General features: G+C 62.6%; 6 protein-coding genes. 4 read left to right on the top strand and 2 right to left on the bottom strand.

From position 1 onward, the window contains the following. The first annotated feature begins 1 nt into the window (after nt 1). Both HX792_RS27980 and HX792_RS27975 read left to right on the top strand, forming a co-directional pair. On the top strand, nt 2-1,270 hold the full coding sequence (locus HX792_RS27980) for an aminotransferase class V-fold PLP-dependent enzyme (RefSeq protein ID WP_176999111.1): 1,269 nt from the start codon (nt 2-4) through the stop codon (nt 1,268-1,270). A 30-nt stretch (nt 1,271-1,300) separates the two neighbouring features. Further along, the gene (locus HX792_RS27975; RefSeq protein WP_176999110.1) at nt 1,301-2,173 is read left to right on the top strand and encodes a formylglycine-generating enzyme family protein; all 873 of its coding nucleotides are present in this window, start codon (nt 1,301-1,303) and stop codon (nt 2,171-2,173) included. A 90-nt stretch (nt 2,174-2,263) separates the two neighbouring features. Here HX792_RS27975 and HX792_RS27970 read toward each other — a convergent pair whose 3' ends face one another. After that, nucleotides 2,264-3,091: a N(5)-hydroxyornithine transformylase PvdF gene (locus tag HX792_RS27970; RefSeq protein ID WP_176999109.1), complete on the bottom strand. Its 828-nt coding sequence runs from the start codon at nt 3,089-3,091 to the stop codon at nt 2,264-2,266. A 199-nt stretch (nt 3,092-3,290) separates the two neighbouring features. On the opposite strand from HX792_RS27970, the gene HX792_RS27965 reads away from it, so the two are divergent. Together HX792_RS27965 and HX792_RS27960 are read left to right on the top strand one after the other, a co-directional pair. Beyond that, nucleotides 3,291-4,943, top strand: coding sequence for a cyclic peptide export ABC transporter (locus HX792_RS27965; RefSeq protein ID WP_176999108.1), 1,653 nt, complete (start codon nt 3,291-3,293; stop codon nt 4,941-4,943). A 156-nt stretch (nt 4,944-5,099) separates the two neighbouring features. Then, entirely contained in the window at nt 5,100-7,472 is a 2,373-nt protein-coding gene (locus HX792_RS27960) for a TonB-dependent siderophore receptor (RefSeq protein ID WP_176999107.1), read from the top strand. A 239-nt stretch (nt 7,473-7,711) separates the two neighbouring features. Here the strand turns inward: HX792_RS27960 and HX792_RS27955 are convergent. Then, a partial coding sequence (locus tag HX792_RS27955; RefSeq protein ID WP_176999106.1) for a non-ribosomal peptide synthetase occupies nt 7,712-15,258 on the bottom strand: 7,547 nt, incomplete at its 5' end.

Here is a 15,258-nt window from a genome sequence, read left to right as displayed (position 1 = left end):
CATGACCGACCGCCGTACATTTCTCAAGCAGGCCGGCGTATTCGCCGCCAGCCTGCCGTTGCTCCCGCAGGCATTGGCCGCCGCGCCGAGCCTGGCAGCAAGCTCCCCATGGACGGGGCTCAAGCAACTGTTCAACCAGGACCCGAGCTACCTGCATTTCTCCAACTTCCTGGTGGCCTCGCATCCCAAGCCGGTGCGTGAGGCCATCGAGCGCTATCGCCTGCAAATCGACCGCAACCCTGGGCTGGCGATGGATTGGGGCCTGGAAGAAACCTGGAAACGCGAAGGCCAGGTGCGTGAATGGGCGGGTCGCTACCTGAACGCCAAACCGCCGCAGATCGCCCTCACTGGCAGCACCTCCGAAGGCCTGGCGATGATTTATGGCGGGATCAAAGTGCGCCCCGACCAGGAAATCCTCACCACGGTTCACGAGCACTACGCCACCCAGAACGTGCTGGATTTTCGTGTGGCCAAGGAAGGCACACAGGTGCGCCGGATCACGCTGTTCGAAGACACCCAACACATGTCCGCCGATGAAGTGCTGGGCACTATCCAGCGCAGCATCCGCCCCAATACGCGGGTACTGGGCATGACCTGGGTGCAGTCCGGCAGCGGCGTAAAGCTGCCGATCGGCGAGATCGGCAAGCTGGTGCAGGCACTCAACCGCAATCGCGACGAAAAGGACCGCATCCTCTATGTGGTCGATGGCGTGCATGGCTTTGGCGTGGAAAACCTCGATTTCCCGGACATGCACTGCGACTTCTTTATTGCCGGCACCCACAAGTGGATGTTCGGCCCGCGCGGCACCGGCCTGGTCTGCGCCCGAGACAGCGAGAACAAATACGTCACGCCGATGGTGCCGACCTTCTCCGAGGACACCAACTTCGCCACCACCATGACCCCGGGCGGCTACCACGCGTTCGAGCATCGCTGGGCGGCGGACGAGGCCTTCAAGCTGCACCTGCAACTGGGCAAGCCGCAGGTGCAGGCACGCATCCATGAACTTAACACTGAACTCAAGAGCGAGTTGCTGGCGCGGCCGAACATCGAGCTGGTCACCCCGCGTAGCCCCGAGTTATCGGCCGGCTTTACGTTCTTCCGGGTCAAGGGCCAGGACAGCGACGCGGTGGTGGAGCACATGATGAAAAACCGCGTGGTGATCGACGCCGTGAGTCGCGATGTCGGCCCGGTGATCCGTACCGCCCCCGGCCTGCTGAACAACTCGGATGAGATCCAGCGCTTCATGACCTTGCTGAGCCAAGTGTTGTGACCTCCCCTTCCCTTTGAACGAGATGCCCACATGATTCCATCCCGACTCAAACCCCTCACGGCCCTGGCGCTGACCGCCTTGTGTGGCGCGCTGTTGCCCGGCCTGGCCCAGGCCGCCACCCCGCAGCCAGGCAAAGTGTTCAAGGACTGCAAGGACTGCCCGGAAATGGTGGTGCTGCCTGCCGGCACCTTCACCATGGGCACCCCGGAAGACGAAGTCGGCCGCGAGCCCGACGAAGGCCCGATGCACGAAGTGACCTTCGCCAAGCCGTTTGCCATGAGCCGCTTCCACGTCACTGCGGGCGAATGGGACAGCTATGTGCGCCAGACCGGGGTCAAGATCGCCGATGGCGACACGCGCCCGGGCCGCGAATGCATCGCCAGCAAGCCGCGCTACCCCCAGGGGCCACGTCAGCCGGCGGTGTGCATGGACATGGACGACATAAAGAACTACGTGGCCTGGCTGTCGAAAAAGACCGGCCAAAAGTACCAGATGGTCAGCGAAGCCCAGCGTGAATACGCCGCACGCGCAGGCACCAAGGGGCCGTTCCCCTTCCCGTTTGATGCGGGCAAGGGCTACAGCATCGCCGAACACGCCAACACCTATGGGCCGGCGGACGGCTATAGCTACTCATCCCCCGTGGGCAGCTACCCGCCGAACGCGTTTGGCATGTACGACATGCATGGCAACGTGTATGAGCGGGTTGCCGACTGCTACCACGCGAATTATGTCGGCGCGCCAACCGATGGCAGTGCCTGGACGGAGCAGAACTGTGAGCTCTACATCATCCGTGGCAACGACTGGGGCGAGGCGCCGGTCTTCTCGCGCTCGGGCAACCGCAACAACATCTACCCGCAGACGCGGGGGGATTGGATCGGGTTTCGGGTAGTGCGCGAACTGTAAACACCTCCCCCTGCAGGAGCCGGCTTGCCGGCGATGGCGATCTCACTGACGCCATCGCCGGCAAGCCGGCTCCTACAGGGATGGGATTGTTCAGGCCTGTTTGGCGAGTAGCTCCAAACCTTCGTGCAGCGCCGGGAACAGGCTGTTATTGAAGTTGTTCCAGCGCAGTTCGAGGATGGTGTCTTCCGGGGAAATCTCGGTTTTCAGCACGTCGTGGAACACTTCGCCGGAGTCGATGCCGTTGTCCACGTAGTGGAACGAGGCGCCGGTGAGGTATAGCGGTTCGCACGGTTTGGTTTCCTTGGTGGCCCAGTCCACCACCGCCTGGCCACGTGCGCCGTACAAAGCGTTCCAGGTGGCGTACGCGCCGCGACGCTCGTAAGGCGATTCGATACGGGTGATGCCCGGGTGGATGTTCATGATGCGTCGCGCAAACGGCGCGCCCGGGCGTACCAGCTCGTCGAGGATCACCAGCAAGCCATCCAGCACCACGATGTCGGCCTTCAACTCCACCAGGGTGTCGTACAGGCGACGTTCGAAATCCTGTTTGCCGGCGATATGCTCGGCGCTGCCACGCGGCAAGCGGCGGTAGGTGGACGGCACGCTCAACAGGAGGTCGTTGACCAGGTTGCCCTGCACGCGAAGGTCGGCGGGGTACAGCCACTGGCGGCCCTGCTGGTAGGCGAAGCCATAGTCCTTGACCAACTGCTGGTCGCGCGGGTTCTGTTCGTCATCGTCGTAGACCACACCCACCAGGTTGTAGGCCTGGCCCAGCGGCGTGTCGTTGAGCGACCCCACCAGAAACTCCAGCACCGACTTCATGTAGCGCTCGTGGTCCTTGTAGGCCACTGGCTGCCCGGCCTTGTCGGCGGCGGCATTTCTCAGGGACCAGACATACACCAGGTTCTTTTTCGTCATTGTTTCGCTCTCGCTGGATGGACTGCGCACGGCCTTGATGCACGTGCGCCTACAGAACAAGAACGAACCAGCCCCCCGTGGATTTATCCGCCACCGCCACCACTTGGCACACCGCGCTAAATACTCGCCCCGGCGCTTCGTTTGTCATGGGTAAGGGTCTGTGTGCCCAGCCCCATTTTTCACTCTCCGGGATGTATTTATGACTGACCCCAAGCGCGGCGCCTTCAACGGTCTGCTCGCATTGCTCAGACCCTTTCGTACCATCGTGACGGTCTCCGTTGCCCTGGGCATGGCGGGCGGCCTGGCCATCACGTTTCTGCTGGCCACCATCAACAATGCCCTGCACTCCTCCACCGGCATGACCCAGGGCGTGGTGCTGACCTTTGCCGCCCTGTGTGTGCTTGCCCTGACCAGCTCGATCGTGTCCGACATCGGCACCAACTACGTGGGCCAACGCATCATCGCGGCGCTGCGCAAGGAACTGGGTGAAAAAGTGCTGTCGGCACCGATCGAGCAGATCGAGCGCTACCGCTCCCACCGCCTGATCCCGGTGCTGACCCACGACGTCGACACCATCAGCGACTTCTCGTTTGCGTTCACGCCGCTGGCCATCGCCACCACCGTCACCCTGGGTTGCCTGGGTTACCTGGCGTACCTCTCGGTGCCGATGTTCCTGATGATGATCGTGGCCATTGTCATCGGCAGCAGCGTGCAGTTCATCGCGGGGCATAAGGGCATCCGCGGTTTCGACGAGGCCCGCGACCTGGAGGACGAACTGCAACGCTACTACTCGGCAATCGCTTCGGGCGCCAAGGAGCTGCGCATCCACCGCCCACGCCGCTATCGCATGAACACCCACCGCATCCAGGAAACCGCCGACCAGATCAGCGACATCCAGGTGCGCTCGGTCAACATCTATATCGTGGCCAAGACCTTTGGCTCGATGCTGTTCTTTGTGGTGATCGGCCTGGCCCTGGCGATGCAGGCCTACAGCCCCAACCCGGACCCGGCGGTGATCACCGGTTTCGTACTGGTGCTGCTGTATATGAAAGGCCCGCTGGAACACGTGGTGGGTTACCTGCCGATCATCGGCAAGGCGCGCATTGCGTTCGGGCGTATCACCGAGCTGGCCGATCGCTTCTCTTCCCCCGAGCCCCATTTGCTGATGGACAACTCCGAAGCGCCCAACCCTCTGGTGCAAAGCCTGGAGCTGCACAATGTGCGCTACAGCCCGCCGCCGGTCGAAGGCAGCGAGCCGTTCCACCTGGGGCCGATCAACCTGAGCATCAAGCAGGGCGACATCGTGTTTATCGTCGGTGAGAACGGTTGCGGCAAGACCACCCTGATCAAGCTGCTGCTGGGTCTCTATCAGCCGCAATCCGGGGAGATCCGCCTCAACGGCGAAACCGTGACCGACCCGGTGCGCGATGACTATCGCCAGTTGTTCACCACCGTGTTCGCCGACTATTACCTGTTCGATGACCTGGTGCAGGGCAGCGCCACCCAGTCGCTGGACAGCGCGACCAAGTACCTCGAACGCCTGGAGATCGCGCACAAGGTCAGCGTCAAGGACGGCGTATTCAGCACCACCGACCTGTCCACCGGCCAACGCAAGCGCCTGGCCCTGGTCAACGCCTGGCTCGAAGAACGCCCGGTGCTGGTGTTCGACGAATGGGCTGCCGACCAGGACCCGGCCTTCCGCCGCATTTTCTATACCGAGCTGCTGCCGGACCTCAAGCGCCTGGGTAAAACCATCATCGTCATCAGCCACGACGACCGTTATTTCGACATCGCCGACCAGTTGGTGCGCCTGAGTGCAGGCCAGGTGGTGCACGAAATGGAGCCGGCTTGAAATTTCTTTTCCGGTTTTACCAAGTAGGAACGTCTCACTAGTGGTAATGAGAACCAGCCTCAATAAGCACTTAATAATCTGCCCACTTAAAACCTAGAAGAGAAAGCATTCATGCCAGTACGACTCGGTCGGAGCCCCTTGAGCAAAGCGCTATCCATGCGACGGGCCTTGAACATCAACCTGTTGCCCAGCGCCCTGGCCCTTGCGGTCTCGCTGCCTATAGCCGGTTATGTGCAAGCTCAGGAGATCGAGCTCGATATTCCTGCACAGCCACTGGGAACGGCACTGCAGGCGTTCGGCCAGCAAACCAACCTGCAAGTGCTGTACAGCCCGACTGATGTAGAGGGCAAGAACAGCACGGCGGTCAAAGGCAAGCAGGACCCGAACCAGGCGATCGCCACCCTGCTCAAGGGCACCGGCATTCACTACAGCCTGCAAGGCAATGCGATCACCATCAGTGCCGCGGCCGCTTCAGGGCTGGAACTGGGCGCCACGCAAATTACCGCCAACCAATTGGGCACCGTGACCGAAGGCACCGGTTCCTACACCCCGGGCACCATCGCCACCGCGACACGCCTGGTGCTGACACCACGAGAAACACCACAATCGATCTCGGTGGTGACCCGCCAGGTGATGGATGATTTTGGCCTGACCGCCATCGACGACGTGATGCGCCACACCCCGGGCATTACCGTCTCGACTTACGACACTGAACGTACCAACTACTATTCTCGCGGCTTCTCGATCGTCAACTTCCAGTACGACGGGATCCCCACATTGCGCGACGCCCAATATTCGGCGGGCCAGACCCTGACCGACATGGCGATCTATGACCGGGTCGAAGTGCTCAAAGGCGCTACCGGCCTTCTCACCGGCGCCGGCGGCCCGGGCGGCACCATCAACTTGATCCGCAAAAAACCCACGTCCGAGTTCAAGAGCAGCATCGAACTGGGCGCAGGCTCCTGGGACAACTACCGCTCGCAAGTCGATGTCAGTGGCCCGTTGACTGAAACCGGCAACGTGCGTGGCCGCGCAGTGGCAGCGTATCAAGACAAACAATCGTTCCTCGATCACTACTCGCGCAAAACCGGCGTGCTCTACGGCATCCTGGAATTTGACCTGGACGAAAATACCCTGCTGACCCTGGGCGCCGATTATCAGGACAGCGACCCCAAAGGCTCTAGCTGGACCGGCACCCGCACCATTTTTGATGCCACCGGCAACAAGCTCGACGTGCCGCGCTCGTTCAACAATGGACCGAAGTGGGGTTCATGGGAGCAATACAGCCGCACGGCTTTCGCCACCCTGGAACACACATTCGATAACGGCTGGGTTACCAAGGGTCAGTACAACCACCAGATCAATGGCTACAACGCCCCCCTGGGCTACATTTCCCAGGATTCCGCTACCGCCAGTTCCATCTACGCACGTAAATACGTGGGCGACACCACCAGTGACAGCCTCGACGTGTACGCCTCGGGGCCGTTCGAACTGTTTGGTCGCGAACATGAATTGGTGATCGGCCAGTCCCTGTCCATCTCGAAATGGAAGGCCAAGGACTACACCGCCACCACCTATTTCGACAACTCCTATGACTTCTACAATTGGCGCGGCCAAGCCATTGAGCCCCTGTGGACCGCTACCAAGATCAATGACGAAACCACGCGCCAGACCGGCACCTACGTCACCGGCCGCTTCAGCCTGACAGACGAACTGCACCTGCTGCTCGGCTCGCGTGTCGCCAACTATCAGGTCACCGGCACCAGCGACACCCAGGAAAGTGGCAAGGTAGTGCCCTACGCCGGCCTGACGTATGACTTCACTGACAACTTCACCGCCTACGCCAGCTACACCGAAATCTTCCAGCCGCAAACCCAATACCGCACCCGTACACGCGCCATGCTGGCTCCCAACGAAGGCAAGAACTACGAGTTTGGCGTCAAGGGTGAGTTTTTCGATGGCCGCCTGAACTCCAGCCTCGCCTACTTCGAAGTGCACGAAGAGAACCGTCCACTGGCTGACACGGCGTGGAACTCGCAACCGGGCGTTGACTACTCCTATATCGGCACCAAGACCAAGACCAAGGGCTACGAAGCGGAGATCTCCGGTGAACTCGCCCAGGGTTGGCAGTTGCAGGCGGGCTACACCCACAAGATCGCCCGCGATGACGACGGCAAAAAAGTCGCGACCTGGGAGCCGGAAGATCAGGTCAGCTTCTATACCACCTACAAACTCAAGGGCAGCCTCGACCGGCTGACCGTGGGCGGCGGTGCCCGCTGGCAGAGCGCTGGCTGGCAGACCGTCAACAACTGGGGCTACCCGGGGGGTGGTCGCTCTGAAAAGTTCACCCAGGAACCCTACTGGCTGGTGGACTTGATGACGCGTTATCAAGTCACCGATCACCTGTCGGCAACCTTGAATGTCAACAATCTGTTCGACAAACACTACTACACCAACATCGGCTTCTATGACTCGGCCTACCCAGGCGACCCGCGCAACGTGATGGTCACCACCCGCTACGACTTCTAAACCCGCGCAAACACAAAAGCCCCGTATCGCAGGATACGGGGCTTTTTTGTAGCCGAAGCATTATCAAATACCCACCACAGACGCCTCTGGATCGAAGCAACCCGCCAACCGGCCGTTGTAGTGAGCGGGCTTGCCCCGCGCCGAGGGCACCGCAACCCCCAAGCCAACCTCCGAATCAGCACCTCGTACAGCGCATGGCTCGGTATTTGGGGGCGCCCGGCGCGAGGCAAGCTCGCTCACTACAAGGCGGTGAAGCTTTTGATGAACTCGGCGTTGTCGACGATGCGGTGGTGGGTGGTGTCGATCACGACTGAACGCTGGATGCCACCCTGGCCAATCACCTCGCGCATGCCACTTTCGATCAGCGCCTGATGCAACCCCGCCTCACTGCGCGCCGCCCACCAACAGTGGAGCGGCGCCTTGATTGCACGGTAGTCGGTGTCTTGCAAGCGCTCATCCAGCACCTGCTTGATTGCCCAGGAACGCTCGGTTTCACCGCCTTCCTGCAATTCGTCCTTGAGTGCACGGTAACCCTCCCCCAAGGTCGCGTCGGCCCAGTCGGAAAGGCGTTGCCATTGTTGATCCTCATTGCCGGGCGCGCTGTGCCAAACGTCCTGGATCTGCTGCGCAAACGCCGGGAACATCACCGCCAACAGCTCGGCACGTCGCTCAGCCGCAGAGATGACCCGCTCGTCCACCAGGGCACCCTGGTTCCAGAAGGCGGTATAGCGGGCCGGCGGTGGCGCATCGATCCAGCCGACGGATTCCACCGTGCGTCCAGCCTGCTCCAGAAGGTAAGCCACTTCCATGGCCAGGTTGCCACCGAGTGACCATCCCGCCAGGCGGAACGCACCGTGTGGCTGAGCGGCCAACAACTGTTGGGTGTAATCCTCGACCATCTCACTCCAGGCTGGCACCTCGCCCCCCTCCTCCACCAGCGCTCGGCAGACCACCCCCATCACCGGGCGCTGCTCACGCAACGCGAGGGCCAAGGCCTTGTAGCAATGCACCGAACCGAAACTGGGGTGAAACAGGTACAGCGGCGTACCTTCAGTCTGCGTATTGAGCCTGACGATCAACGAACGCTCGCCCTCCCCCTCGATGCACCGGGCCTGGCCCGCCACCGTGGGGTGCAGCATCAACTGGTTGACCGCAAGCGTGACACCACAGGCCTGGCTGAGCGTGTTCTTGAGCATCAGCACCAACAACGAATGGCCGCCCAGCTCGAAAAAGTTGTCATGCAACCCCACGCGTTCCACCTTCAGCACCTGCGCCCACACCGCCGCAATCCGCTGTTGCAGTTCGCTGCTCGGGGCCACGTAGCCTTGGCTCGACGCATGGGGTGTGGGCAGGGCCTTGCGGTCCAGCTTGCCATTGGGACTGAGCGGCATCTGGTCCAGGACCACCCATTGAGCCGGCACCATGTAGTCCGGCAAATGGCTGCCCAGATAGGCATTCAAGCGCTCGCGCCAGTCGTCGCCAGCCTGTTGCAGCACCAGGTAACCCACCAGGTGCTTGCCTTCGAGCACCAACACCGTCGCTTCACGCACCGCAGGGTGCTCCAGCAGGCGCGCCTCGATTTCACCGAGCTCGATCCGAAGGCCACGCAGCTTGACCTGATGATCAAGGCGCCCGAGGTATTCGATCACACCGTCGGCCCGTTGGCGTACCCGGTCCCCGGTGCGGTAAAGCCGCGCGCCGTTGTGGAACGGACACGGCACAAAGCGCTCGGCAGTCAGCCCCGGGCGTCGGTGGTAACTGCGTGCCAGGCCTTCGCCGCCCAAATACAACTCACCGGCCACACCGACCGGGACCGGTGACAGACCGGCATCCAGCACATGAGTGCGCAGGTTGGCGATCGGCTCACCAATCGGCACCGTGTCATGGCCCTCATCGACGCAGGTCCAATGGGTGACATCGATGGCCGCTTCGGTAGGACCATAAAGGTTGTACAACCGGGCGTTCGGCAATTTGGCGAAGACTTGATGCTGGGCGTCCACCGGCAGCGCTTCGCCGCTGCACACGATGCGTTGCAAGCTGTGGCAACTGGACACTGCCGCATCCTGCAGGAACGCCTGAAGCATCGACGGTACAAAGTGCAGCGTGGTGACCTGCGCCTGGTTGATCAAGTCGACCAGCCTGGCTGGATCACGGTGATCGCCCGGCGCTGCCACGACCAGGCGTGCACCGGTCATCAGCGGCCAGAAGAATTCCCACACCGACACATCGAAACTGAACGGAGTCTTTTGCAGCACGCTATCGCTGGCGTCCAGGGCATACGCCTCCTGCATCCAGCACAACCGGTTGATCAGCGCCGAATGCCGGTTACCCGCGCCTTTAGGCTGGCCGGTGGAACCCGAGGTGTAGATCACATAGGCCAGGTTCTCACCGTCCAGGACGATGCCCGGGTTCTGTTCCGGGTACCCTTCAAACCACGACTCGCCCAGTACCAGGTGCTGCACGCCCGGCGTTATCGGCAAGTCTGCCAACAGGTGGGCCTGGGTCAGCAGCAGTTTCACACCGCTGTCCTGCAGCATGTAGGCCAGGCGTTCACGGGGGTATTCCGGGTCCAGCGGCACATAGGCGCCGCCCGCCTTGAGCACGGCCAGCAAGCCGACCACCATTTCGATAGAACGCTCGACGGCCACGCCCACCAGCACATCCGGGCCTACACCCGCCTCGATCAAGCGATGCGCCAGACGATTGGCACGCTGGTTCAGCTGCTCGTAGCTCAGTTGGTGTTGGCCAAACACCAGCGCCGGCGCCTGCGGCGTGAACGTCACCTGGTCTTCGATCCAATGGTGCACCGCACTTTGAAGTGGGTAATTGCGCGCGGTCGCGTTCCACCCCTGCACCGCCAGCTCACGCTCGTGCAGGTCCAGCAGCGGCAACTGGTCGACACGTTGCTGCGCATCACCGGCGATCCCCTGCAACAGGTTGAGCCAATGCTGTGCCAGACGTGCCAGTGTCGCCGACTCGAACAGGTCCGTGGCATAGGTCAGTGACGCTGCAAGCCCTTCGGCGGACTCGTGGGTGTTGAGGCTCAGGTCGAACTGCGCCGTCTGGCTGTCCCAGCCCAAGCCGCTGACCGCCAAGCCTGGCAGGGGTTGACCGTCATATTGCCCAGGCGCCTGGGTTTGATGGTTGAACAACACCTGGAACAGTGGGTTCACCCCCAGGTTGCGCTCGGGTTGCAGGGCTTCCACCAGCTGTTCGAAAGGCAAATCCTGATGGCTCTGCGCGTCCAGGGCTCGCCGTTTGACCTGTTGCAGCAGTTGGCCGACGGTGGTGTGCCCATCGATATCGGCCTTGAGTACCTGGGTGTTGACGAAGAAACCGATCAGACGCTCGGTCTCCACCCGATTGCGGTTGGCAATCGGCACGCCCACGCGGATGTCCCGCTGGCCGCTGTAGCGATGCAACAACGCCTGGAACGAGGCCAGCAACAGCATGAACAACGTCACCTCCTCACGCTGGGCCTGCGCACGCAGGGCGCTGAGCAGCGCGGGCGGCACCGCTATCTCAATGCTCGCGCCGCGATGGCTGGGTTGCGTGGGCCGTGGATGATCCAGCGGCAGCTCCAGCACCGGCTGTTCGCCGCCGAGCAGGGCACGCCAGTAATCGAGCTGGCGCGCCTTTTCGCCGCCCTCCATCCATTGGCGCTGCCATACGGCGTAATCGGCATATTGGATCGGCATGGCCGGCAAGTGTGGCGTCTGCCCCTGGCTGTAGGCGGCATACAGTTGCACCAGCTCATCGACCAGCACCTGCATCGAGCCACCGTCGGAGATGATGTGGTGTTGCACCAGCACCAGCACATGCTCATCTTCGGCAATACGCAGCAAGTGGACACGCATCAGCGGCCCCTGGGTCAGGTCAAACGGCCGGGCGATCAGGCCTTCTACCTGCGTCTTCAGTGCAGCCTCATCAGTGTCGGCTGTGACGATGTCCACGCTCGCGTCCGCCACTATCACCTGAACGGCACGCTCGCCCTCGTGGCGCAGGTGGGTGCGCAGGCTTTCATGACGCGCTACCAAGGCATCGAAACTGCGCTGCAACGCGACCCTGTCCAACGCGCCTTTGAGGCGTAATGCACCCGGCACGTGGTAAGCGGCGCTGTTGGGGTCCAGTTGCCAGAGGAACCACTGGCGTTCCTGGGCATACGACAATGGCAACGGTTGCTCGCGACCCACAGGTAACAGAGGTGGCGCCAACGCGACACCGGCGTCCGCCGACAAAGTCGCGACGAAGCCTTGCAGGCGCGGTTGTTCGAAGAGGCTGCGCAATGCGACCTCTCGCCCAAGCAGATTGCGCAAGCGCGACACCACCTGCATCGCCAGCAACGAGTGCCCGCCCATCTCGAAGAAATGGTCGGTCAAGCCGACGCGCTCGGCGCCGAGGATGTCGGACCAGATGGCAGCGACTTGCTGCTCCAGTTCGGTCACCGGTTCAACCCACGCCTGTTGCGTCAGGCTGGTATCCGGTTTTGGCAGCGCCTGGCGGTCCAGCTTGCCGTTAGGGTTGAGCGGCATGCGCTCCAGGAAGATCAGGTGCGCCGGCACCATGTAGTCCGGCAATTGCTCGCGCAGCACGGCTTTCAAGGCCTCGGCGTCCTGCTCGGCAGCCACCAGGTAGGCGACCAGTTGGTTGTCGGCAGCCAGGACCAGGGTTTCGCGCACGCCTTTCTGAGCCAGCAACAGCGCTTCGATTTCTCCCAGCTCGATACGGAAACCACGGATTTTCACCTGGTGATCCACACGGCCGACGTACTCAATCACGCCATCGGCGCGGTACCGCGCCAGGTCGCCGGTGCGGTACAGGCGGTCGCCGCCAAACGGATCCGGCACGAAGCGCTCGGCCGTCAGCAGCGGCCGGTTCAGGTAGGCACGGGCCAGGCCGCACTGGCTGCCGATATACAGCTCACCCACAGCACCCAGTGGTGCCAGGTTGAGGTCGCGATCCAGCACATACAGCGCACGCCCTGGCAACGAGCGGCCAATCGGGCTGGCCGTGGCGCCGATGGTTTCTTCGCTGCTGGTGCAGTCGAGCACGCTGGAGACCACCGTGGCTTCGGTCGGGCCGTAGGTGTTGAGCAAACGGACATGGCCCAACCCGGCCTTGATCCATTGCGCCGGGCCGTCCAGCGGCATGGCTTCGCCGCCGATATGGACCTGGCGCAGCGCGCCGTAAGCACGTGGGCCGGCTGCCAGGCAATCGAGCAGGAACAGGTTCCAGTAGGCGGTGGGCAAGTCGGCCAGGGTGATGCCCTGGCGGATGATTTCGGCATACAGGCGGCCGCTGTCCCACAGCTCGGCCCCGCGCAATACCACGGCGGCACCGTGGGTCAGCGCCGGGTACAGCTGCTCGACGAAGCCGTCGAAGTTCAGGGTGGCAAATTGCAGGACGCGGTCGTCCTGGGTCAGGCGTGAGTAACCGGCGGCGATGCTGGAGAACTCGGTGAGCGCCGCATGGTTGATGGCCACGCCCTTGGGCTTGCCGGTGGAACCGGAGGTGTAGATCACATAGGCAAGACTCTGCGCGTCAACCCGCACCTGAGGGTTCTGGTCAGCACACAGAGCCAGCTCGCCCGCTGCCAGATCCAGCGCAAGGCCAGGCATCCCTTCAGGCAGCGACATCGGCACATGGGACTGGGTGAGCACCAGGCTGACGCCGCTGTCTTCCAACATATGCAGCAGGCGTTCACGCGGGTACTGCGGGTCCAGCGGCACGTAGGCGCCACCGGCCTTGAGCACCGCCAGCAGGCTGATCACCATGGCAAACGAGCGCTCTACCGCAACGCCCACCAATACCTCGGGGCCAACGCCCTGCTTGATCAGGTAACGGGCCAACCTGTTGGCCTGGCGGTTCAACTCGGCATAGGTCAGCGATTGTTCGTCGAGGCACAGCGCAATGGCGTCAGGACGTCGTTGCGCTTGCACTTCAAACAACCCATGAACACCGAGCGGGCTTTGGAACGCTGCGCCGCCGTTGTTCCACGGTTGCTGCTCGATACCCGCCAGCAATGGCAACTCGCTGACACGTTGACGGGCATCGGCGGCCACCGCCTGCAACAGGTTCTGCCAGTGCTGCGCCATGCGCCCGATGGTGGCCGCGCTGAACAGGTCGGTGGCGTAGGTCAAGGTGGCCCACAGGCCGTCGGCCGAGGCCTGGGTGTCCAGGCTCAGGTCGAAATGCGCCGGATGACTGTCGGACTCCAGCCCTTCCAGGCGCAGGCCCGGCAATTGCTCACCCTGGGAGGCACGCAACTCGGACTGGTGGTTGAACATCACCTGGAACAGCGGGTTGTGGCTCAGGCTGCGCTCCGGTTGCAACGCTTCGACCAACTGCTCGAACGGCAGGTCCTGGTGCGCTTGGGCTTCCAAGGCGCGGCGCTTGGTCTGTTGCAGTACCTGGGCGAAGGTCATCTGGCCGTCGAGATCGGCCTTGAGTATCTGGGTGTTGACGAAGAAGCCGATCAGGCGCTCGGTCTCGACCCGGTTGCGGTTGGCAATCGGTACGCCGACGCGAACGTCCGCCTGCCCACTGTAGCGGTGCAGCAAGGTCTGGAACGACGCCAACAGCAGCATGAACAAGGTCACGCCCTCGCGTTGCGCCAGCGCCTTCAGGCCAGCGACCACGCCTGCGTCCAATGCGACTTCCAGTTGCGCACCCCGGTAGCTCTGCACGGCCGGACGCGGATGGTCCAGCGGCAGTTCCAGCACCGGTTGTTCAGCCCCCAGCAGTTCGCGCCAATAACCCAGCTGCCGCTGTTGTTCACCGGCGTCCATCCAGGCACGTTGCCACAGGGCGTAGTCGGCGTACTGCAAAGGCATGTCGGGCAACTGAACCTCGCGGCCCTGGCTGTAACCGGCGTACAACTGCACCAGTTCATCGACCATCACTTGCATCGACCAACCGTCCGAGACGATATGGTGCTGCACCAGTACCAGCACGTGCTCCTGCTCACTGAGTTGCAACAGCGTGACGCGCAGCAGCGGGCCCTGGCGCAGGTCGAACGGGCGGGCAATTTCCGCCTCCACCCGTGCCTGCACCTGTTCCGGGCTCGGGTTGTCGAGCACGCCGCTGTCGATCACCAGCGTGGCGGCCGGCACTATGCGCTGCAAGGTGCGCTCGCCTTCGCTGACAAATACCGTGCGCAGGGTTTCATGACGGGCCAGCAGGCTGTCGAAGCTACGCTGCAAGGCATTGCGATCCAAGTGCCCGATCAGGCGCAGGGCGTTGGGCACGTGGTACGCCGCGCTGTCGGGCTCCAACTGCCAGAGGAACCATTGGCGCTCCTGGGCGTAAGACAAGGCCAGTGGCTGGCCCCGCTCCACCGCCAGCATGGCTGGGGCCAACGGCGCGTCATCGGTTTGCAGGGCCTGCAAGGCCAACACAAAACCTTCCAACTGCGGCTGTTCGAACAACGTGCGCAGGGCAATTTCGCGGGCCAGCAATTGGCGCACGCGCGAGATCACCTGCATGGCCAGCAGCGAATGCCCGCCCAGCTCAAAGAAATGATCAGTCAAGCCGATGCGCTCGGCACCCAGCACCTCGGCCCAGATCGCGGCCACTTGTTGTTGCAACGCAGTCACCGGCTCAACCCACACGCCCTGTGACTGCGCGGCGTCCGGTTGCGGCAGGCCTTTGCGATCAAGTTTGCCGTTGGGGGTCAGCGGCATCTGCGCCAGGAACATGAAGTGCGCGGGCACCATGTAATCCGGCAAGTGGGTTTTCAGCGCACGGCGCAAGGTTTCACGGAATTCGGTCTCGTTGACCAGCGGGC

This window comes from Pseudomonas sp. B6002 (assembly GCF_013385985.1).
Taxonomy (GTDB): Bacteria; Pseudomonadota; Gammaproteobacteria; order Pseudomonadales; family Pseudomonadaceae; genus Aquipseudomonas.
The sequence above is the reverse complement of the archived record's forward strand: the minus strand, read 5'-3'. Positions and strand labels throughout refer to the sequence as shown.